This window comes from Streptomyces sp. NPDC104309, from assembly GCF_055584025.1.
Genome location: NZ_JBVJMV010000011.1, coordinates 24,782 through 44,921, shown reverse-complemented (window position 1 = coordinate 44,921; position 20,140 = coordinate 24,782). Strand labels below are relative to the sequence as shown.

General features: G+C 69.4%; 18 protein-coding genes. 12 read left to right on the top strand and 6 right to left on the bottom strand.

Annotation, left to right across the window (positions count from 1 at the left end; genetic code table 11):
- Window positions 1-75 precede the first annotated feature (75 nt).
- The 3 genes from ACZ68L_RS17830 (at window position 76) to ACZ68L_RS17820 (ending at window position 3,457) form a co-directional block, all read left to right on the top strand.
- Window positions 76-1,515 carry a gamma-aminobutyraldehyde dehydrogenase gene (locus ACZ68L_RS17830; RefSeq protein WP_469577770.1) on the top strand — a complete coding sequence of 480 codons (1,440 nt, stop codon included), beginning with the start codon at window positions 76-78 and terminating at the stop codon, window positions 1,513-1,515.
- Window positions 1,516-1,697: 182 nt separating this feature from the next.
- Entirely contained in the window at window positions 1,698-2,861 is a 1,164-nt protein-coding gene (locus tag ACZ68L_RS17825; protein WP_469578145.1) for an ABC transporter substrate-binding protein, read from the top strand.
- A gap of 53 nt (window positions 2,862-2,914) precedes the next feature.
- Complete coding sequence (locus tag ACZ68L_RS17820; protein WP_469577768.1) at window positions 2,915-3,457, top strand: hypothetical protein; 543 nt, start codon at window positions 2,915-2,917, stop codon at window positions 3,455-3,457.
- A gap of 19 nt (window positions 3,458-3,476) precedes the next feature.
- Here the strand turns inward: ACZ68L_RS17820 and ACZ68L_RS17815 are convergent, their stop codons facing one another.
- Genes ACZ68L_RS17815 through ACZ68L_RS17805 form a run of 3 tightly spaced genes read right to left on the bottom strand, consistent with a single transcriptional unit; the run spans window position 3,477 to window position 6,109 of the window.
- The gene (locus tag ACZ68L_RS17815) at window positions 3,477-4,310 is read right to left on the bottom strand and encodes an SAM-dependent methyltransferase (protein ID WP_469578143.1); all 834 of its coding nucleotides are present in this window, start codon (window positions 4,308-4,310) and stop codon (window positions 3,477-3,479) included.
- A gap of 37 nt (window positions 4,311-4,347) precedes the next feature.
- A complete protein-coding gene (locus ACZ68L_RS17810; protein WP_469577765.1) occupies window positions 4,348-5,052 on the bottom strand; it encodes a glycerophosphodiester phosphodiesterase in 705 nt (234 codons plus the stop codon).
- A gap of 22 nt (window positions 5,053-5,074) precedes the next feature.
- On the bottom strand, window positions 5,075-6,109 hold the full coding sequence (locus ACZ68L_RS17805) for an adenosine deaminase (protein ID WP_469577763.1): 1,035 nt from the start codon (window positions 6,107-6,109) through the stop codon (window positions 5,075-5,077).
- Window positions 6,110-6,240: 131 nt separating this feature from the next.
- Between ACZ68L_RS17805 and ACZ68L_RS17800 the strand changes: the two genes are divergently transcribed.
- Window positions 6,241-6,939, top strand: coding sequence for a DUF4190 domain-containing protein (locus ACZ68L_RS17800; protein ID WP_469577762.1), 699 nt, complete (start codon window positions 6,241-6,243; stop codon window positions 6,937-6,939).
- Between the two features lie 107 nt (window positions 6,940-7,046).
- Here the strand turns inward: ACZ68L_RS17800 and ACZ68L_RS17795 are convergent, their stop codons facing one another.
- Window positions 7,047-7,586: an NADAR family protein gene (locus tag ACZ68L_RS17795; protein WP_469578141.1), complete on the bottom strand. Its 540-nt coding sequence runs from the start codon at window positions 7,584-7,586 to the stop codon at window positions 7,047-7,049.
- 215 nt (window positions 7,587-7,801) lie between these two features.
- Here ACZ68L_RS17795 and ACZ68L_RS17790 point away from each other — a divergent pair, with 215 nt between their 5' ends.
- The 8 genes from ACZ68L_RS17790 to ACZ68L_RS17755 all read left to right on the top strand — a co-directional run bounded on the left by ACZ68L_RS17790 (window position 7,802) and on the right by ACZ68L_RS17755 (window position 17,619).
- Window positions 7,802-9,316: a gamma-aminobutyraldehyde dehydrogenase gene (locus ACZ68L_RS17790; RefSeq protein ID WP_469577761.1), complete on the top strand. Its 1,515-nt coding sequence runs from the start codon at window positions 7,802-7,804 to the stop codon at window positions 9,314-9,316.
- Between the two features lie 43 nt (window positions 9,317-9,359).
- The gene (locus ACZ68L_RS17785; protein ID WP_469577760.1) at window positions 9,360-10,610 is read left to right on the top strand and encodes a polyamine ABC transporter substrate-binding protein; all 1,251 of its coding nucleotides are present in this window, start codon (window positions 9,360-9,362) and stop codon (window positions 10,608-10,610) included.
- 52 nt (window positions 10,611-10,662) lie between these two features.
- A complete protein-coding gene (locus ACZ68L_RS17780; RefSeq protein ID WP_469577759.1) occupies window positions 10,663-11,811 on the top strand; it encodes an ABC transporter ATP-binding protein in 1,149 nt (382 codons plus the stop codon).
- On the top strand, window positions 11,808-12,734 hold the full coding sequence (locus tag ACZ68L_RS17775; RefSeq protein ID WP_469577758.1) for an ABC transporter permease: 927 nt from the start codon (window positions 11,808-11,810) through the stop codon (window positions 12,732-12,734). The genes ACZ68L_RS17780 and ACZ68L_RS17775 overlap by 4 nt, the downstream gene beginning before the upstream one ends.
- Window positions 12,734-13,534 carry an ABC transporter permease gene (locus ACZ68L_RS17770; RefSeq protein WP_469577757.1) on the top strand — a complete coding sequence of 267 codons (801 nt, stop codon included), beginning with the start codon at window positions 12,734-12,736 and terminating at the stop codon, window positions 13,532-13,534. The genes ACZ68L_RS17775 and ACZ68L_RS17770 overlap by 1 nt, the downstream gene beginning before the upstream one ends.
- Window positions 13,535-13,558: 24 nt before the next feature.
- Window positions 13,559-14,974 (top strand): NAD(P)/FAD-dependent oxidoreductase, encoded by a 1,416-nt coding sequence (locus ACZ68L_RS17765; RefSeq protein ID WP_469577756.1) that lies wholly within the window; start codon window positions 13,559-13,561, stop codon window positions 14,972-14,974.
- Window positions 14,975-15,111: 137 nt separating this feature from the next.
- Complete coding sequence (locus tag ACZ68L_RS17760; RefSeq protein ID WP_469577755.1) at window positions 15,112-15,573, top strand: hypothetical protein; 462 nt, start codon at window positions 15,112-15,114, stop codon at window positions 15,571-15,573.
- Between the two features lie 219 nt (window positions 15,574-15,792).
- Window positions 15,793-17,619 (top strand): chitinase, encoded by a 1,827-nt coding sequence (locus ACZ68L_RS17755; protein WP_469577754.1) that lies wholly within the window; start codon window positions 15,793-15,795, stop codon window positions 17,617-17,619.
- On the opposite strand, the gene ACZ68L_RS17750 is transcribed toward ACZ68L_RS17755, so the two are convergent.
- Together ACZ68L_RS17750 and gabT are read right to left on the bottom strand one after the other, a co-directional pair.
- Window positions 17,570-18,385 carry a phosphatase PAP2 family protein gene (locus ACZ68L_RS17750; RefSeq protein ID WP_469577753.1) on the bottom strand — a complete coding sequence of 272 codons (816 nt, stop codon included), beginning with the start codon at window positions 18,383-18,385 and terminating at the stop codon, window positions 17,570-17,572. The genes ACZ68L_RS17755 and ACZ68L_RS17750 overlap by 50 nt on opposite strands.
- Before the next feature lie 148 nt (window positions 18,386-18,533).
- Window positions 18,534-19,874, bottom strand: a complete 1,341-nt coding sequence (gene gabT, locus ACZ68L_RS17745) for a 4-aminobutyrate--2-oxoglutarate transaminase (RefSeq protein ID WP_469577752.1) — start codon at window positions 19,872-19,874, stop codon at window positions 18,534-18,536.
- Between the last annotated feature and the right edge of the window lie 266 nt (window positions 19,875-20,140).

The following is a 20,140-nucleotide window of genomic DNA, read 5'->3' as shown; positions in this document are numbered from 1 at the left end:
GGCATGTCGAAAGCGACACCTGAGCGACTACGCTGGTCATCTCATCCACTGGACGTGTCGACAGGAGGGGTGGTTGTGACCACCGAGGTGCGCCGTCTGCGCAACTACATCAACGGAGAATTCCGGGACGCCGCTGACGGGCGGACCATCGACGTGGTCAACCCGGTGACGGAGGAGGTCTACGCGACCTCGCCGCTCTCCGGCCAGGCCGATGTCGATGCCGCGATGGACGCCGCCGCGGCCGCTTTCCCCGCCTGGCGGGACGCCACGCCCGCCGAGCGCCAGAAGGCCCTGCTGAAGATCGCGGACGCGTTCGAGGAGCGCGCCGAGGACCTCATCGCCGCAGAGTCGGAGAACACGGGCAAGCCGATCGAGCTGACCCGTACCGAAGAGGTCCCGCCGATGGTGGACCAGATCCGCTTCTTCGCGGGCGCCGCGCGAATGCTCGAAGGCCGTTCGGCCGGCGAGTACATGGAGGGCCTCACCTCCATCATCCGCCGCGAGCCGGTCGGCGTCTGCGCGCAGGTCGCGCCGTGGAACTACCCGATGATGATGGCCGTCTGGAAGTTTGCCCCGGCGCTCGCCGCGGGCAACACCGTCGTCATCAAGCCGTCCGACACCACCCCGGCGTCGACCGTGCTGATCGCCGAGATCATCGGCCAGATCCTCCCCAAGGGCGTCTTCAACGTCATCTGCGGCGACCGCGACACCGGCCGCGCGATGGTCGAGCACCCGACCCCGGCGATGGCCTCCATCACCGGTTCGGTACGGGCCGGCATGCAGGTCGCCGAGTCCGCCGCCAAGGACGTCAAGCGGGTCCACCTGGAGCTCGGCGGCAAGGCCCCGGTCGTCGTCTTCGAGGACACCGACATCGCCAAGGCCGTCGAGGGCATCTCCGTCGCGGGCTTCTTCAACGCGGGCCAGGACTGCACGGCCGCGACCCGGGTCATGGTCCACGAGTCCATCCACGACGAGTTCGTCACCGCCCTCGCCAAGGCCGCCGCCGACACGAAGACGGGGCAGCCGGACGACGAGGACGTGCTGTACGGCCCCCTCAACAACGCCAACCAGCTGAAGCAGGTCAGCGGCTTCATCGAGCGGCTGCCCGCCCACGCCAAGGTCGAGGCGGGCGGCCACCGGGTCGGCGAGAAGGGCTACTTCTACGCCCCGACGGTCGTGTCCGGTCTCCAGCAGGACGACGAGATCATCCAGAACGAGGTCTTCGGCCCGGTCATCACCGTCCAGAAGTTCACGGACGAGGCCCAGGCGCTGGAGTACGCCAACGGCGTCGAGTACGCCCTGGCCTCCTCGGTGTGGACCAAGGACCACGCACGGGCGATGCGGATGTCCAAGAACCTCGACTTCGGCTGCGTGTGGATCAACACCCACATTCCGCTCGTCGCCGAGATGCCGCACGGCGGATTCAAGAAGTCCGGCTACGGCAAGGACCTCTCCGCGTACGGCTTCGAGGACTACACCCGCGTCAAGCACGTCATGACCTCGATCGAGGACTGACCCTCGGTCCGCTGTCGCGTACGGCCCCGGGCGCGTTCCCGGGGCCGTTCCCGTACCCGGGAACCGGCGCCGGCATCGACAGGGTGTGCGGACGGAGCGGCTGCCGCTGGACGGTTGGTCCATTGCCCGCACCGCCGTCCGACAGGCATCCTGCGCAGGTGCGAGCAACCCCGAAGAACCCCATGTCCCGCCGGTCCCTGCTGCGCGCCTTCGGGGCCACGGCAGGCGGTGTCACGCTGGCCGGCTGCGGAGTGCCCGCCGCCTATGTGGCGCCCGGTGACCGCGCCGGACGCGACACCTCCGCGAGCGACCACTCCCTGCACTTCGCGAACTGGCCCCTCTACATCGACACCGATGACAAGAACGGGTCGAAGCGGCCCACCCTCGACGCCTTCAGCAAACGCACCGGGATCTCCGTCACCTATACCGAGGAGATCAATGACAACGACGAGTTCTTCGGGAAGATCAGCCCGGCGCTGATGAACCACCAGGAGACCGGCCGGGACCTGATCGTCATCAGCGACTGGATGGCCGCCCGGTTCGTGCGGCTCGGCTGGGTGCAGGAGATGGACCGGGCCAAGCAGCCCAACGTCGCCAAATACCTGGATCCGCAGCTGCGTTCTCCCGCCTTCGACAAGGGCCGCACGCACAGCGTGCCCTGGCAGTCCGGGATCACCGGCATCGCGTACAACCGCAAGAAGCTCGGTCGCGAGATCAAGCACCTGAGCGACCTGTGGGCGAACGACCTGCGCGGCAAGGTGACGCTGCTGTCCGGGCTCGACGAGTCCTTCGCCCTCCTGATGCAGGGCAACGGCGTCGACATCACCCGCTGGAAGCGGGACGACTTCTACCAGATATGCGACCAGGTGGAGAAGCTGGTGAAGACCAAGCACATCCGCCGCTTCACCGGCAACGACTACATCAAGGACCTGTCGACCGGCGATGTGCTCGCCTGCCAGGCCTACTCCGGCGACGTCATCCAGCTCCAGGCCGACAATCCGGAGATCGAGTTCGTGGTGCCCGAGGAGGGCGCCGAGCTCTGGGCGGAATCGCTCATGATCCCCAACCTCGCCCGCCACAAGCGCAATGCCGAGAAGCTCGTCGACTACTACTACGAGCCGGAGGTGGCCGCGAAGCTGGCGACCTGGGTCAACTACGTCTGCCCCGTCCCGGCCGCCCGCGAGGTGCTGGCCTCCTCCAAGGACGAGGAGACCGCCGCGCTCGCCGAGGACCCGCTGATCTTCCCCGACGACGCGATGCGCCGACGGCTGGCGATCGCCCGCGACATCACGTCCGACGAGCGCACCGAGTTCGCCAAGAAATGGAACGCCGTCGTCGGACTGTGAGCCGGACCAGGGGTGGCGTAAAGAGCCGGTAAACACGGGCGTACGCTGCGGACATGAGCGAGCGAAGAGCCCTGCTGAGCCGCATACGCGTGTGGCTGGCCGTCTTTGTCGTGTGTCTGGTGCTGAGCGGGCTGACCGCCTTCCCGCTCGTCCATGAACTCCACTGGGCCGAGGACCTGTTGAGGTCCTCGGCCTCTCCGCTTCCCGAGCACTTCCCGGCCTTGATGGAGTGGATCACCCGGGTCCGCGCCGGTCTCGACGAGGCCGACGCGACGTACCCCTTCGTGCTGTACGGCACCGACTGGCTGGCCTTCGCGCACCTCGTCATCGCGGTCGCCTTCTACGGCCCCTACCGTGACCCGGTCCGCAACATCTGGGTCATCGAGTTCGGCATGATCGCCTGCGCCGGGATCATCCCGCTCGCCCTGATCTGCGGGCCGATTCGCGGCATCCCCTTCTGGTGGTCCGTCATCGACATGTCGTTCGGGTTCTTCGGGGTGATCCCGCTGCTCCTCGTGCGCCGCATGATCAAGCGGCTGGAGGCGCTGCCACAGGAACAGCCGCCGCGACCGGTGCCCGACGCGGCGGCCGTCTGAGCCGCGCCCCGGGCGCCCGCTACGGCTTCCGCGCCACCGCGCCGAACTGGGCGACCTCCGCCGCGCCGGGCTCCGCGCGCCAGCGCGCGCAGGACACGATGCCCGGCTCCACGAGTTCGAGCCCGGTCAGGAACGAGGCGAACTCCGACCGGCTGCGCGCGGTGATCGGCGGGGTGGCGTTCTCGTTCCAGAACCGCATCGCCGCCTCGTTGCCCTCGCCGCCCAGTTCCAGCGTGGGATGGGTCAGCACCAGATGGCTGCCGGACGGCATCGCGTCCATCAGCGTCCGCACGATGTCCCGCGCCTCGCCGGTGTCGAGGACGAAGTTGAGGATGCCGAGCAGCATGACCGCGACCGGCTTCTTCAGGTCCAGCGTCGGCTCGACGGCCCGCAGGATCTCCTCCGGGTGGTGGGCGTCCGCGTCGATGTACTCGGTCGCGCCCTCGGGCGAGCTGGTGAGCAGCGCGCGGGCGTGCGCCAGCACGATCGGGTCGTTGTCGACGTAGACGACACGGGAGTCGGGCGCGGTGTGCTGGGCGACCTCGTGCGTGTTGTCGGCGGTCGGCAGGCCGGTGCCGATGTCCAGGAACTGGCCGATCCCGGCCTCCCCCGCCAGATAGCGGACGGCCCGCCCCAGGAACGCCCGGTCGGCGCACGCCACTTCGCCGATGCTCGGATACATGCCGGTGACCTGGTCGCCGACCGCACGGTCCACGGGGTAGTTGTCCTTGCCGCCGAGCCAGTGGTTCCAGACCCGCGCGTTGTGGGCGATGTCGGAACGGATGCGGTCGGGGACGGGGGTGGTGTGCTCTTCGGTCACGTCTCTGCTCCTCTGGCTCCGGGCGCCTGGCATCACGGAGGATGCGGCGCGGTCCATGATGCCGGACCGATCAAGCGGGGCCGGTGGCCGAGGAGTTGCCGAGGACGGCGCGCAGGGCGTCGATCCGGTTGGTGGTGATCGAGTCGACCCCCTGGCGGACGAGGCGGCGCATGGTGCGCCTGGTGTCGACGGTCCAGACCGAGACCAGCAGCCCGTCCGCGTGGAGACGGTCCGTCAGCTCTTGGTCCACCAGGCCGAACCGGTAGTTCAGCCACCGGGGCCTCACCGCGTCGAGCAGCGCGGCGCGCGGCGGCGCGAGCGTTGTCCAGGTCAGGGCGATCTCGGCGGAAGGATCGGCGGCCCGCACCCGCAGCATGGCATCGGCGCCCGCGCAGTAGTACGCCCGCTCGCCGGCCCCGCACTCGCGCACCACACCGACGGCCTTGCGCACGGAGTCGTCGGTGGAGCCGGGCAGATCGACCATGACGCGGTGCGCCCCGGCGGTAAGCAACGCCTCGCGCAGAGTGGGCACACCGCCCCCGGTGAGCTCGTCGAGCTCGTGGTGGGTCAGCCCGTCGAGCCGCAGGTCGTGGCCCCACAGCCGCTTCAGCGTGGCGTCGTGCAACAGCACCGGCACGCCGTCGCGGGTGACCCGCACATCGACCTCGACCGCGTCCGCCCCCCGTTCGAGGGCGGAGCGGATCGAGAGGAGCGTGTTCTCGCGGACACGGTAGGGATCCCCGCGATGGGCTACGGCGGTGACAGTGGTGGCCATGGGGCCATTGTCACCACCGGGGTCAGCGGCCCGCGCGTTCCAGCCAGTTCGCCGTGTACGTGTCGATCTCGGCGGCCAGCGTCCGCTTGCCGGCCGGGTCGAGGTACGACGCCTCGACCGCGTTCTTCGCCAGCGCCGCGAGACCCCGCTCGTCCAGACCGAGGAGGCGGGCGGCCACGCCGTACTCGTTGTTGAGGTCCGTGCCGAACATCGGCGGGTCGTCGCTGTTGATGGTGACCAGGACCCCGGCTTCCACCATCTCCTTGACGGGGTGCCGCTCGATGTCGGCCACCGCGCGGGTCGCGATGTTCGAGGTCGGGCAGACCTCCAGCGGGATGCGGTGCTCGGCGAGGTGGGCCAACAGCTTCGGGTCCTGGACGGAGTTGGTGCCGTGGCCGATGCGCTCGGCGCGCAGATGGGTCAGCGCGTCCCAGACGGTCTGCGGTCCGGTCGTCTCCCCGGCGTGCGGCACGGAGTGCAGGCCCTCGGCGATGGCCCGGTCGAAGTAGGGCTTGAACTGAGGGCGCTCCACGCCGACCTCCGGACCACCGAGCCCGAACGAGACGAGCCCCTCGGGCCGCAGGTTCACGGCGAGCCGGGTGGTCTCCTCGGCCGCTTCGAGCCCGGCCTCGCCGGGAATGTCGAAGCACCAGCGCAGGACGACCCCGAGCTCGGCCTCGGCGGCCTTGCGGGCGTCCTCTATCGCCTCCATGAACCCCTGCTCCGGGATGCCGCGCCGCGTCGAGCTGAACGGGGTGACGGTCAGCTCCGCGTAACGGATGTTCTGCCGCGCCATGTCACGGGCGACCTCGAAGGTCAGCAGCCGGACGTCCTCCGGGGTGCGGATCAGGTCCACGACGGAGAGGTACACGTCGATGAAGTGACCGAAGTCGGTGAAGGTGAAGTAGTCGGCCAGCGCCTCGGGGTCGGTGGGCACCTTGGAGTCGGGGTGGTGCGCGGCCAGCTCGGCGACGATACGGGGCGAGGCCGAGCCGACGTGGTGGACGTGCAGTTCGGCCTTGGGCAGCCCCGCGATGAAGGGGTGCAGATCGGGCATCGGATTCTCCGGGGCGTGGGCGGTGCGGGTGCCGGCACCATCGGCCGGGCAGGGGACGGGGATCATCGTAGGCCGGGGCCTGCGGTGCGCGGACGGGCCGTAGCATGACGGGACCACGATGGGGGAGGCACATGTCAGACAACACAGAGCAGCCCGCGGGCGGGGCCGCGCCGCGCGATCCGTGGGCTCCGCCGGACAGCAGGGTGCCACTGGAGAAGCCGGCCGGCGATCCCCGGCCGCCCGCTGTGCACGATCAGCGGACGGTGACGTCGATGCCGGGCGTCGGGGACGGCCCCGCGCCGGCCGCGGCACCAGGATTCGGCGCACCGGAGCAGACCGGGCCGGTGCCCGGACCGGGCCCCGCGTTCGGCCCCGGGGAGGTACCGCCACCGCCCGTCGCACCGAACGGGCCGGGCCAGTCGGTCCCGCCGGCCGCGGGGCAGTACGGCTACCCGGCCGCACCGGCCCCGCAGTACGGCGGCTACCCGGGATACCCCGGCTACGGCCAGATGCCATGGGCCGGCCCGGCGCCCGCGAACGGCCTCGGTATCGCCGCGATGGTGCTCGGCATCATCGCTGTCGCGGGGTTCTGCATGTGGGGCCTGGGGGTCGTTCTCGGTGTCCTCGCGCTGATCTTCGGCATCATCGGCCGCGGCCGGGTCAGGCGGAACGAGGCGACCAACGGCGGCATGGCGCTCGCCGGAATCATCCTCGGATCGATCGGCATCGTCATCAGCGGGGCGTTCCTCGCACTCATGATCTGGGGCATAGCCAGCGGCGACTTCGAGGAGGGCGGTACGACCGTGTACGAGGAGCCCTACGCGTCGTAGCCCGTCGGTGCCCCGTGCCGAACCTTCGTAGCGACGACAGCAGTCTCCACCCGATGGCCGGGCGGTCCGCACTCCGGACCGCCCGGCCATCGGGCGTCCGGGCCGCCTCAGGCGGCGCGCAGCTCCGCCCGCGCGTCCATCAGCGCGAAGCCCAGCAGATTCAGACCCCGCCAGGTCGCCGGATTCTCCGCACGCGGGTCGTCCGCCGCCAGCCCTATGCCCCAGATCCGGTCCATGGGGCTCGCCTCGACCAGGACCCGGTCCCCGGTGTTCAGCAGGAACTCCCGCAGCTCCGGGCGGTGGCCGAACTTGTGGACGCTGCCGGCCACCACCAGGGCGTACCGCTCGCGCACCCACACCGCCTCGTCGAAACCCCGGACCAGCCGCCCCACCTTCTTCGCCTGGGCCGGGCTCTTCGCCGACACCGCCCGCTCCAGAGACTCCGCGTCGCCGAAGAGCCGTGCCTTGGCGGCCATCATCCAGTGCTCGGCCGAGGCGTACGTCACGCCGTCGACCGTGAAGGCAGCCGGCCACCACTGACTGAGGCAGCTCGCACCGATGCGGCCGTCGGGCCGCGGACGGTGCCCCCAGAAGCGCAGATACTTCACCTTCTCGCCGCGCCCGGTCCGCGCCCGGAGATCGTCCATGTGTTCCATGACACGCGAGTCTGGCATCCGCCACGGACACTCCGTACGGGGAATTCCGCGCCGACGCGACACATGGTCGAAGGATTCCGTCGCGTAACCAAAAGGCAACAACGGAATCACTTGTTGGGGTCGATCCCCTCTGTCAGGATCGGCACTCAAATCGAGCAAAGACTACGCCGCCCCGCACTCCGGGGAATGCGGCGGAGGAGAACGTCATGGGCAACGGCATCCAGGTGCGGGACCGCTTCGCGGACGGCGCACAGTACATCGGCGGAAAGCTGCGGTCCGGTACATCGGGACGCCACCACGACGTGGTGAACCCGGCAACGGGCGAGACCGTCTACACCTACGAACTGGCGGGCACCGCCGACGTCGACGCGGCCGTCGCCGCCGCACGCGAGGCGTTCCCCGGCTGGTCGGGCGCGACTCCGGCCGAGCGGGCCGAGGCGATGCACCGCTTCGCCGCCGTCCTCGCCGAGCAGGCCGACGACTTCGCGTACGTCGAGTCCCTCCAGTGCGGCAAGCCGATCAAGCTCTCCACCGAGTTCGACGTGCCCGGCACCGTCGACAACACCTCCTTCTTCGCGGGCGCCGCCCGCCATCTGGAGGGCAAGTCGGCCGCCGAGTACGACGGCGACCACACCTCGTACGTACGCCGTGAGGCGATCGGCGTCATCGGCTCCATCGCGCCCTGGAACTACCCGCTCCAGATGGCCGCCTGGAAGGTCCTCCCGGCCATCGCCGCGGGCAACACGATCGTGCTGAAGCCCGCCGAGATCACCCCGCTCACCTCGCTGATGTTCGCCCAGGCGGCCACCGCGGCAGGCATCCCGGACGGTGTGATCAACATCGTCACCGGCGCGGGCAAGGACGCCGGCGAGCACCTCGTCGGCCACCCGGATGTCGTCATGACCTCGTTCACCGGCTCCACCGCCGTCGGCAAGCGGGTCGCGGAGATCGCCACCTCCACCGTCAAGCGCCTCCACCTCGAACTGGGTGGCAAGGCCCCCTTCGTGGTCTTCGACGACGCCGACCTCGAAGCCGCCGTCAACGGCGCGGTCGCCGGAGCGCTCATCAACACCGGCCAGGACTGCACCGCAGCCACCCGCGCCTACGTCCAGCGCCCGCTGTACGACGCCTTCGTGCAGGGCGTCGCCGCGCTGATGGAGACCGTCCGGCTCGGCGACCCCTTCGACCCGTCGACCGACCTCGGCCCGCTGATCAGCCACGCCCAGCGGGACCGGGTCGCAGGATTCGTCGAGCGCGCCCGCGCGTACGCCACCGTCGTGACCGGCGGGGAGGCCCCCGGCGGCGCGCTGGCGGACGGTGCCTACTACCGGCCGACCTTGGTCGCGGGAGCCGCCCAGGACAGCGAGATCGTCCAGTCGGAGATCTTCGGCCCGGTCCTGGTCGTGCTGCCCTTCGACTCGGACGACGAGGGCATCCGCCTCGCCAACGACACTCCCTACGGACTCGCCGCGTCCGCCTGGAGCCGCGATCTGTACCGGGCGAACCGCGCCACGCGCGAGATCAAGGCCGGCTGCGTCTGGGTCAACGACCACATTCCGATCATCAGCGAGATGCCGCACGGCGGATACAAGGCCAGCGGCTTCGGCAAGGACATGTCGTCGTACTCCTTCGAGGAGTACACGCAGATCAAGCACGTCATGTACGACAACACCGCGGTCGCCCGCAAGGACTGGCACCGCACGATCTTCGGGGACCGATAACCCGGCCGACCCTCGGCCACACCCACCCGAAAGGGCAACGCGCATGGAGCAGTACGAGCCCGAGCGCCTCTCCGCGGCCCAGCTGGCCGCGATGCGGCGCAGCCTGACCAGTGGCCGGGGCGCCCTGACCCGCCGATCGCTGCTTCGCGCCTCCGGCCTGGGGGCGCTCGCGATCGGCGGGCTGGGCACGCTGAGCGCCTGCGGCATCCCGCCCGCGAAGCGGGAGGGGGATGCCGCGGCGGCCTCGGACGACCACTCGGCCCAGGAGAAGCAGATCAACTTCTCCAACTGGACCGAGTACATGGACGTCACCGACGACGGCAAGCACCGGCCCACCCTGGAGGCGTTCACCGAGCGCACCGGGATCGAGGTCAAGTACACCGAGGACATCAACGACAACGTCGAGTTCTTCGGCAAGATCAAGCCGCAGCTCGCGGCCGGCCAGGACACCGGCCGCGACCTCATCTGCGTCACCGACTGGCTGGCCGCCCGCATCGTCCGCCTCGGCTGGGCGCAGAAGCTCGACCCCTCGAACCTGCCGCACGCCTACGCCAACCTCTCGGGCCAGTTCCGCTCCCCGGACTGGGACCCCGGCCGCGCCCACTCGTACCCCTGGGCGGGCATCCCCACCGTCATCGCCTACAACTCCAAGGCGACCGGGGGCCGCAAGGTCGACTCCGTCAGCCAGCTGCTCGACGACCCGAAGCTCAAGGGGCGGGTCAGCTTCCTCTCGGAGATGCGCGACTCCATCGGGATGACCCTGCTCGACATGGGCAAGGACCCCGGCAGTTTCACCGACGCCGACTACGACGCCGCGATCGGCCGGCTCCAGAAGGGCGTCGACAAGAACCAGATCCGGCGCTTCACCGGCAACGACTACACGGCCGACCTCGACAAGGGCGACATCGCCGCCTGTGTCGCCTGGGCGGGCGACATCATCCAGCTCCAGGCCGGCAACCCGGACATCAAGTACGCCATCCCGGCCGCCGGTTACGTCATATCCAGCGACAACCTGCTCGTCCCGGTGAAGGCCCGGCACAAGACCAACGCCGAGAAGCTCATCGACTACTACTACGAACCGCCGGTCGCCGCCAAGCTCGCCGCGTACATCAACTTCGTCTGTCCGGTCGACGGGGTCCGCGATGAACTGGCCAGGATCGACCAGGCGATGGCCGACAACGTCCTGATCCTTCCGGACAAGAAGATGGCGGCCAAGTCGCGAGCCTTCCGGTCCCTGACCGCCGAGGAGGAGACGGCGTACGAAGAGAAGTTCGCCAAGCTCATCGGCGCCTGACCACCTCGCCCTTCCTCCACGACCTCCCCTGACACCACTGGAACTGCGACCCATGACACAGCAGCAGACAGGCGGCGACGTCCGCCTCACCGGGATCAGCAAGACGTACGGCTCCTTCGCCGCCGTCCAGCCGCTCGATCTGACCGTTCCGCAGGGCTCCTTCTTCGCGCTGCTCGGCGCGTCGGGCTGCGGCAAGACCACCACCCTGCGGATGATCGCGGGCCTGGAGGAGGCGACCACCGGCACCGTCTCGCTCGGCGGCCAGGACATCACCGACCTGCCCCCGTACAAGCGGCCCGTCAACACGGTCTTCCAGAGTTATGCGCTCTTCCCGCACCTCGACATCACCGAGAACGTCGCCTTCGGCCTGCGCCGACGCGGCATCAAGTCGGTGAAGAAGCAGGTCGACGACATGCTGGAGCTCGTCCAGCTCGGTGACTTCGCCAAGCGCAAACCGCACCAGCTCTCCGGCGGCCAGCAGCAGCGCGTCGCCGTCGCCCGCGCCCTGATCAACCACCCGCAGGTGCTCCTGCTCGACGAGCCGCTCGGTGCCCTCGACCTCAAGCTGCGCCGCCAGATGCAGTTGGAGCTCAAGCGCATCCAGACCGAGGTCGGCATCACGTTCATCCATGTCACCCACGACCAGGAGGAGGCCATGACCATGGCCGACACCGTCGCGGTGATGAACGGGGGCCGGGTCGAGCAGCTGGGCGCCCCCGCCGATCTGTACGAGAACCCGAGGACGACCTTCGTCGCCAACTTCCTCGGCACGTCGAACCTGATCGAGGGCGAGATCGTCTCCGCGGACACGGATGTCGTCGTGGCGGCCGGTGAGGGAAAGCTGCGGCTGCCCGCCGAGCGATGTACGGCCCCCACCGCGAACGGCGGCAGGCTGCTGCTCGGCGTACGCCCCGAGAAGATCTCGCTCGCGCACGCCGACGACGCGGAGTCCATAGCCGACGGCCGCAACCGGGTCACCGGCCGGATCGTGGATTCCAGCTTCATCGGAGTGTCCACGCAGTACGTGGTGGAGAGCCCGGCCGGCAAGGCGCTCCAGGTCTATGAGCAGAACATCGAGCGGGATGCCCGGCTCGCCCCCGGTGCCGAGGTCGTCCTGCACTGGAACCCGGCGCACACGTTCGGCCTGGACGCCGCTCAGGACATCGACGCCGGTGTGGAGACGGTGGAGGACGCGGCGTGACCGTCACCGAGGCGCCCCCCGCCGCGCCCCCCGCCGAGCCGAAGGTACGCAAAGCCTCCACCCGTAAGCGCCTCGTTCCTTACTGGCTGCTGCTCCCCGGCATTCTGTGGCTCGTCGTCTTCTTCGCGCTGCCGCTGGTCTACCAGGCGTCGACCTCCGTGCAGACCGGATCCCTGGAGAAGGGGTTCGAGGTCACCTGGCACTTCCAGACGTACTGGGACGCGCTGAAGGACTACTACCCGCAGTTCATCCGGTCCCTGCTGTACGCGGGCACCGCCACGATCCTGTGCCTGCTGCTGGGTTACCCGCTCGCGTACCTCATCGCCTTCAAGGCAGGCCGCTGGCGCAATGTCGTCCTCGTGCTGGTCATCGCGCCGTTCTTCACCAGCTTCCTGATCCGTACGCTCGCCTGGAAGACGATCCTCGCGGACGGCGGCGCGGTCGTCGACGTCCTGAACACCCTGCACATCCTGGACGTCACCAGTTGGCTCGGCTGGACCGAGTCGCACCGGGTCCTGGCCACGCCGATGGCAGTGGTCTGCGGTCTCACGTACAACTTCCTGCCGTTCATGATCCTGCCGCTCTACACCTCGCTGGAGCGGATCGACGGCAGACTGCACGAGGCGGCCGGCGATCTGTACGCCACGCCCGCCACCACCTTCCGCAAGGTGACCTTCCCGCTCTCCATGCCGGGCGTCGTCTCCGGAACGCTGCTGACGTTCATCCCAGCCAGCGGCGACTACGTCAACGCGGAACTGCTGGGCTCGACCGACACCAAGATGGTCGGCAGCGTCATCCAGACCCAGTTCCTTCGCGTCCTCGACTATCCGACGGCGGCCGCGCTCTCCTTCATCCTCATGGCGGCCGTCCTGATCATGGTCACCGTCTACATCCGCCGCTCCGGGACGGAGGACCTGGTCTGATGCCCGTACTGCGCTGGATCCGTCGGAATCTGATCGTCATCGCGGGTCTGCTGACCCTCGCCTACATGATCCTTCCGAACGTCGTCGTGATGGTGTTCTCGTTCAACAAGCCGAAGGGGCGCTTCAACTACGCCTGGCAGCACTTCTCGCTGGACGCCTGGAAGGACCCCTGCGGCGTCGCCGACATGTGCGGCTCGCTCTCCCTGTCCCTGCAGATCGCCACCTGGGCCACCATCGGCGCGACCGTCCTCGGCACGATGATCTCCTTCGCGCTGGTCCGCTACCGCTTCCGGGCGCGCGGCGCGATCAACTCGCTGATCTTCCTGCCGATGGCGATGCCCGAGGTCGTCATGGCGGCCTCGCTGCTCACGCTCTTCCTCAACATGGGCGCGCAGCTGGGCTTCTGGACGATCCTGATCGCGCACATCATGTTCTGCCTGAGCTTCGTAGTGACGGCCGTCAAGGCACGCGTGATGTCGATGGACCCGCGCCTGGAGGAGGCCGCCCGCGATCTGTACGCGGGCCCCGTGCAGACCTTCCTGCGGGTGACGCTGCCGATCGCCGCCCCCGGAATCGCGGCGGGAGCGCTGCTGGCCTTCGCGCTCTCCTTCGACGATTTCATCATCACCAATTTCAACGCGGGCTCCACCGTGACCTTCCCCATGTTCGTCTGGGGATCGGCACAGCGCGGCACGCCCGTGCAGATCAACGTCATCGGTACGGCGATGTTCATCATTGCGGTACTGGTGGTTGTCGTCGGTCAGCTCATCGCGAACCGGCGGAAGAACACCGCACGATAGAAAGCCCTGAAGGAGTTGGAAACCATGGCCCCAGCTGCCATGCGTACTGCTGCACAATCACTCTCCGACGCCAAGCCGGTCTCGTTCTGGCTGGACGACCCCGACAAGCCCGACGCCCTCCCTGCGCTCACCGGCGACGAGCACTGCGATCTGCTCGTCATCGGCGGCGGCTACAGCGGGCTGTGGACCGCGCTGATCGCCAAGGAACGCGACCCGGAGCGGGACGTCGTACTGATCGAGGGGCACGAGGTGGGCTGGGCAGCCTCGGGCCGCAACGGCGGATTCTGTGCCGCTTCCCTCACCCACGGCCTGCCCAACGGTCTGGAGCGCTGGCCGGACGAGATCGCGAAGCTGGAGGAGCTGGGCGAGCGGAACCTCGACGCCATCGAGGCCGCCGTCGCCCGCTATGCCATCGACTGCGAATTCGAGCGGACCGGCGAAATCGATGTCGCCACCGAACCGCATCAGCTCGAAGAGCTTCAGGAATGGCATCAGGAGGCCGAAAAGCTGGGCTTCACCGGGGTGGAATTCCTGGACCGGGACGCGCTGCGTGCCGAGGTCGACTCGCCCACCTTCCTGGGTGGTCTCTGGGACCGGCGCGGGGTCGCCATGCTGCATCCCGCCAAGCTGGCCTGGGGCCTCAAGCGCGCCTGCCTCGACCTCGGTGTGCGGATGTATGAGCACACCCGGGGGCTCGAACTGGCCAGGTCCACCACGGGAATGGCGGTCCGCACGCCGTACGGGAGGATCTTCGCGCGCCGCGTCGCCCTCGGTACGAACATCTTTCCGTCCCTGGTCAAGCGGGTACGCCCGTACACGGTGCCGGTCTACGACTACGCGCTGATGACCGAACCGCTCACCGCCGACCAGCTCGCCTCGATCGGCTGGAAGAACCGGCAGGGGCTGGGTGACAGCGCCAATCAGTTCCACTACTTCCGCTTGTCGGCCGACAACCGGATCCTGTGGGGCGGCTATGACGCGATCTATCCGTACGGGGGCCGGCTGAGCGCCGATCTCGATCAGCGTCCGGAGACCTTCCTCAAGCTCGCGGGCCAGTTCTTCGACTGTTTCCCGCAGCTCGCCGGGGTCCGTTTCAGTCACGCCTGGGGCGGGGCGATCGACACCTGTTCCCGCTTCTCCGCATTCTTCGGTACGGCCCATCAGGGCCGGGTCGCCTATGCCGCCGGATACACCGGGCTCGGCGTCGGAGCCACCCGTTTCGGGGCCGATGTGATGCTCGATCTGCTGGCGGGCGAGCAGAATGAGCGGACCACTCTGGAAATGGTCCGCAGCAAGCCGATGCCCTTCCCGCCGGAGCCCTTCGCCTGGGCCGGGATCGAACTCACCAAGAGGTCCCTGGCCAGGGCGGACGACAACGGCGGGCACCGCAACCTGTGGCTGCGGACGATGGACCGGCTGGGGCTCGGCTTCGACAGCTGAGCACGGACCGGCGCGACGTGACCCGGGTCACTGCCAACTGGTGGCCCGAAGTCGCGTAATGGATCAACGCCACCCCTCTCTCCCGTGTGAACGCACCGGCAACGCATGTCCGGTGCACACGGGAATGGAGGCCGGTCATGGCTGGCGCGGGGGCCAAAGCAGCAGTCGAGTGGCTCGCATCGGTGGCACCGGATCCGGACGTCTGCCGGTGGGAGTGGGAGCGCGATCCCCAGGGGATCGCGCTCCTTCCCGCCGGCCGGCGCTGGGACGTACTGATTCTCCCGGGGGAGCTGGGCCATCCCACGCTCGATGTACTCACCCGGCTCGTCGACCGGCCCGGACCGGTCCTCTCCGATCCGGGCGAAGCCCGCATGGGCTTCTTCGTGCCCCCGGGCACCGCCGCCCTTTGGGTCGGTACCGGTGTACGGGGAGCGGGGCAGGGGACCTGGATCGTGGTGCCGCACCCAGGGCGGGAGGCCGCCGGCGCGGTGCGCTGGCTGATCCCGCCGGACGGCTCGGGCACGCTCAACGACGCGGCGCTTCTGGAGCTCGCGATGCACGAGGCGGCGGCCGCACGGGCCGGGATCCGCGAGGACTGACGGGGACGGGCGGGGCCCGGGAACGAGGGACACCGAGGGCGAGGGCGGCCGGGGCCGGCGGTCGGCGTCCGTCGACGGCCGGACCCACCGCGGCCGGGGAGCGGCGGCGCAGACGGGGACCCCGGTGCGGCCGGGCCACTGACAGAGGTCTTGACAACCTGATTGGTCTGGACCATGTTATGGCCGCCGCGCTCAATTCCCCCATGCACGGAGGCCGTTGTGGAACGCACGGGACCCCCCGCCCGATTTATCGGAATTCTGGCCGCCTTCTCGGCCACCCTGCTCGCCGCCGGCGGGCTCGCCGCCACCGCGCCGTCCGCCGCCGCCGCGGACTCCGATCTGGCGCGCAACGGCGGCTTCGAGGCGGGCCTGGACGGCTGGAGCTGTACCGGCGGCAGCGGAGCCGTCGTCAGCACGCCCGCCCACAGCGGCACTTCGGCGCTGAAAGCGACCCCCGCCGGCAGTGACAACGCCAAGTGCTCCCAGTCCGTGACGGTCAAGCCGGACTCCACGTACACGCTGAGCGCCTGGGTGCAGGGCAGTTACGTCTACCTCGGTGCCGACGGCACCGGCACGACCGACGTGTCCACCTGGACGCAGTCGGCGTCCGACTGGAAGCAACTGACCACCACGTTCAGGACCGGGCCGGCCACCACCTCCGTGACCGTCTACACCCACGGCTGGTACGGCACCTCCGCCTACTACGCCGACGACCTCACCCTGGTCGGACCGGGCAGCGACCCGGTCGCGCTCCCGGCCGTCCCCGCCGGGCTCAAGGCCGGCACGGCCACCGCCTCCTCGGTCGACCTCTCATGGACCGGTTCCTCGGGGGCCACCGGCTACAACGTCTACCGGGGCGGCACGAAGGTCCTCTCGGTCACCGGCACCTCCGCGACCGTCACGGGGCTGGCCGCCTCGACCGCGTACAGCTTCCAGGTCGCCGCGACCAACTCCGCCGGTGAGTCCGCCAGGTCCGCCGCCGTCTCCGCCACCACCACGGCGGGCGGGGGCGGTGGCACCGGCGGCGGCCTGCCCGCGCACGCACTCGTCGGCTACCTGCACTCCAGCTTCGCCAACGGCTCCGGCTACACGCGTATGGCGGACGTGCCCGATTCCTGGGACGTCATCGACCTCGCCTTCGGCGAACCGACCTCGGTCACCTCGGGCGACATCCGCTTCTCGCTCTGCCCGGTCACGGAGTGCCCGAACGTCGAGTCCGTGGCCGAGTTCAAGGCGGCCATCAAGGCCAAGCAGGCCGCGGGCAAGAAGGTGCTGATCTCCATCGGCGGCCAGAACGGCCAGGTGCAGCTCTCCACGACCGCCGCCCGCGACACCTTCGTCTCCTCGGTCAGCAAGATCATCGACGAGTACGGTCTCGACGGCCTCGACATCGACTTCGAGGGTCACTCGCTCTCGCTGAACACCGGCGACACCGACTTCCGGAACCCCACCACCCCGGTCATCGTCAACCTGATCTCCGCGGTGAAGACCCTCAAGGCCAAGTACGGCGACACGTTCGTCCTCACCATGGCCCCCGAGACCTTCTTCGTACAACTCGGCCACCAGTACTACGGGTCGGGCCCCTGGGGCGGGCAGGACCCCCGCGCCGGCGCCTACCTCCCGGTCATCCACGCGCTGCGCGACGACCTGACCCTGCTGCACGTCCAGGACTACAACTCGGGCTCCATCATGGGTCTGGACGACCAGTACCACTCGATGGGCGGCGCGGACTTCCACATCGCCATGACCGACATGCTGCTCGCCGGATTCCCGGTGGCCGGGGACCAGGCCAGGATCTTCCCGGGGCTCCGTCCCGACCAGGTCTCCATCGGCCTGCCGGCCTCCACCCAGGCGGGCAACGGCTACACCACGCCCGCCGAGGTGACCAAGGCGCTGAACTGCCTGACGAAGAAGACCGACTGCGGTTCGTACGCCACCCACGGGACATGGCCGGGGCTGCGGGGACTCATGACGTGGTCGATCAACTGGGACCGCTTCAACAACGGGGAGTTCTCGAAGAACTTCGACGCCTACTTCGGCGGCTGAGGACCCACGGCAGAAGCAGCGGGCCGCACAGGAACCAGCTGCCCAGCACGTCCAGCGGCCAGTGGTAGCCGCGCAGCACCAGACCGATGCCCGTCGCCGCCGTCAGCGAGACGGCGGCGACGGGCATCATCCACGACCGGCGCACATACGGCGCGACCAGCAGCGCCGCCGCCCCGTACGCCACCGCGGCCGTCGCCGCGTGGCCGGACGGGTAGTAGCCGGTGGCATCGGTCAGCGGTCCCGGACGGGCGACCCAGTCCTTCAGCGGGACGACCAGCACAGGCACCGCCGCCATGGCGGACACCGCGTACAGGGGCGCACGGCGCGCGCCGCGCGCCAGGGCCCAGACGAGGGCGCAGCCCAGTACCGGGAGTGCGACCTGCATGTTGCCGAGATCGGCCAGGAACTCGGCCACCCGGGCGGGGCCGTGGCCGACGGCGGCCCGGCCGGTCCGCTCGTCCAGACCGCGCAGCGGACCGCCGGCCGTGACCTGCCAGGTGGTGAGCGCGAAGAGTGCGAGAAAGGACGACACCAGAGAAACGAGAAGAGCCGGCCGCCCGGGAACAGGGGGGGTGGTTCCGGGGCGGCCGGTCGGATCGGTTTGCCGCGCGCCCCGGGGGGTTTGGGGCGAGCGGCCATCCGATCGGTGAGGAGTTCCGGAGCCGGAGGCCCCAGTGGTGTGCGCGAAGGCACGGCCAGGAAGGTGCTGGGGAAGCTCCGACCCGGCGTCGCCGGCAGTCCCCTGCGGGCGGGGTGTTTCTCTCATCTGCGGAAACCGTACGTCAGCCGAGGGGGGACCGACAGACGGAAACGGATCCCGCCATCGGCCCCCCACACCTTCTTCACAGGCCCACACGCGGCCCCCTGCATCCCCGCCGGGAACGGCCTCCGTCACCGCCGGGGGTTCGTACAGATCAGAGCTGGCCGAAAGCCTGCTCGATGACGTCGAGGGCCTCGATCAGCAGGTCCTCGCCGATCACCAGCGGCGGGAGGAAGCGCAGGACGTTGCCGTACGTGCCGCAGGTGAGGACCAGCACGCCCTCCGCGTGGCAGGCCTTGGCGAGCTTGGCGGCGGCCTCCGGGTTCGGGTCCTTCGTGCCGGACTTCACCAGCTCGATCGCGATCATCGCGCCGCGGCCGCGGATGTCACCGATGACAGCGCCGTTCGGCAGCTTCGCCTGCATCTCGACGAGGCGGCCCTTCATGACCTCCTCGATGCGCTTCGCCTTCCCGTTCAGGTCCAGCTCGCGCATCGTCTCGATGGCACCGAGCGCGCCCGCGCAGGCCACCGGGTTGCCGCCGTAGGTGCCACCGAGGCCACCGGAGTGCGCGGCGTCCATGATCTCGGCGCGGCCGGTCACGGCGGAGAGCGGGAGACCGCCCGCGATGCCCTTGGCGGTGGTGATCAGGTCCGGGACGATGCCCTCGTCCTCACAGGCGAACCACTGGCCGGTACGGCAGAAGCCGGACTGGATCTCGTCGGCGACGAAGACGATGCCGTTGTCCTTGGCGAACTGGGCGATCGCCGGGAGGAAGCCCTTGGCCGGCTCGATGAAACCGCCCTCGCCGAGCACCGGCTCGATGATGATCGCGGCGACGTTGTCCGCGCCGATCTGCTTGGTGATCTGGTCGATGGCCTGGGCGGACGCCTCCGCGCCGGCGTTCTCGGCACCGGTCGGCCAGCGGTAGCCGTACGCCACCGGCACCCGGTAGACCTCGGGCGCGAACGGCCCGAAGCCCTGCTTGTACGGCATGTTCTTGGCGGTCAGCGCCATCGTGAGGTTGGTGCGGCCGTGGTAGCCGTGGTCGAAGACGACGACCGCGGTGCGCTTGGTGTAGATGCGGGCGATCTTCACCGCGTTCTCGACGGCCTCGGCGCCCGAGTTGAACAGCGCGGACTTCTTGGCGTGGTCGCCCGGCGTCAGCTCGGCGAGCTGCTCACAGACCTCGACGTACCCCTCGTACGGCGTGACCATGAAACAGGTGTGGGTGAAGTCGGCGAGCTGAGCGGACGCGCGGCGCACGACGGCCTCGGCGGAGGCGCCGACCGAGGTCACGGCGATGCCGGAACCGAGGTCGATCAGACGGTTGCCGTCCACGTCCTCGATGATCCCGCCACCGGCGCGGGCGGTGAACACCGGCAGGGTGGAGCCCACACCTGCGGCAACCGTCGAGAGGCGGCGGGCCTGCAGCTCCACCGACTTCGGGCCGGGAATGGCAGTGACGACGCGGCGCTCCTGCGGAATTGCGGTCATGAGGGGCTCCTGTGGGGTGTTTCGGACGCTTCTCTGTCTGCAGGCTATGGGCGGGGCCCGGGGTCCGGCATGTTCCGTTCGGGAGTGGTGGCCGGACGCGGTTGTCCGTCACGGACATAGCGAGGGGGTACGGGGCCGGGCCGCGGCGGTGCGCGGACGGGACGACGACTCCCCGGGCACGGCCGAAGACATCCCGCCGGACCGCGTCCGACGGGGTGGTACGGGGCACTAGATTGATGACTTCGGGCGCATGCGCCCGGAGTTAC

Bases quoted from the DNA above. Each gene is read 5' to 3' on its own strand.
- ACZ68L_RS17800 (WP_469577762.1), top strand. From the start codon at position 6,241: ATGTCAGACAACACAGAGCAGCCCGCGGGCGGGGCCGCGCCGCGCGAT.
- ACZ68L_RS17815 (WP_469578143.1), bottom strand. From the start codon at position 4,310: ATGCCAGGCGCCCGGAGCCAGAGGAGCAGAGACGTGACCGAAGAGCAC.
- ACZ68L_RS17765 (WP_469577756.1), top strand. From the start codon at position 13,559: ATGGCCCCAGCTGCCATGCGTACTGCTGCACAATCACTCTCCGACGCC.
- ACZ68L_RS17785 (WP_469577760.1), top strand. From the start codon at position 9,360: ATGGAGCAGTACGAGCCCGAGCGCCTCTCCGCGGCCCAGCTGGCCGCG.
- ACZ68L_RS17750 (WP_469577753.1), bottom strand. From the start codon at position 18,385: ATGAGAGAAACACCCCGCCCGCAGGGGACTGCCGGCGACGCCGGGTCG.
- gabT (WP_469577752.1), bottom strand. From the start codon at position 19,874: ATGACCGCAATTCCGCAGGAGCGCCGCGTCGTCACTGCCATTCCCGGC.
- ACZ68L_RS17810 (WP_469577765.1), bottom strand. From the start codon at position 5,052: ATGGCCACCACTGTCACCGCCGTAGCCCATCGCGGGGATCCCTACCGT.
- ACZ68L_RS17795 (WP_469578141.1), bottom strand. From the start codon at position 7,586: ATGGACGATCTCCGGGCGCGGACCGGGCGCGGCGAGAAGGTGAAGTAT.
- ACZ68L_RS17780 (WP_469577759.1), top strand. From the start codon at position 10,663: ATGACACAGCAGCAGACAGGCGGCGACGTCCGCCTCACCGGGATCAGC.
- ACZ68L_RS17760 (WP_469577755.1), top strand. From the start codon at position 15,112: ATGGCTGGCGCGGGGGCCAAAGCAGCAGTCGAGTGGCTCGCATCGGTG.
- ACZ68L_RS17825 (WP_469578145.1), top strand. From the start codon at position 1,698: ATGTCCCGCCGGTCCCTGCTGCGCGCCTTCGGGGCCACGGCAGGCGGT.
- ACZ68L_RS17805 (WP_469577763.1), bottom strand. From the start codon at position 6,109: ATGCCCGATCTGCACCCCTTCATCGCGGGGCTGCCCAAGGCCGAACTG.
- ACZ68L_RS17820 (WP_469577768.1), top strand. From the start codon at position 2,915: ATGAGCGAGCGAAGAGCCCTGCTGAGCCGCATACGCGTGTGGCTGGCC.
- ACZ68L_RS17790 (WP_469577761.1), top strand. From the start codon at position 7,802: ATGGGCAACGGCATCCAGGTGCGGGACCGCTTCGCGGACGGCGCACAG.
- ACZ68L_RS17770 (WP_469577757.1), top strand. From the start codon at position 12,734: ATGCCCGTACTGCGCTGGATCCGTCGGAATCTGATCGTCATCGCGGGT.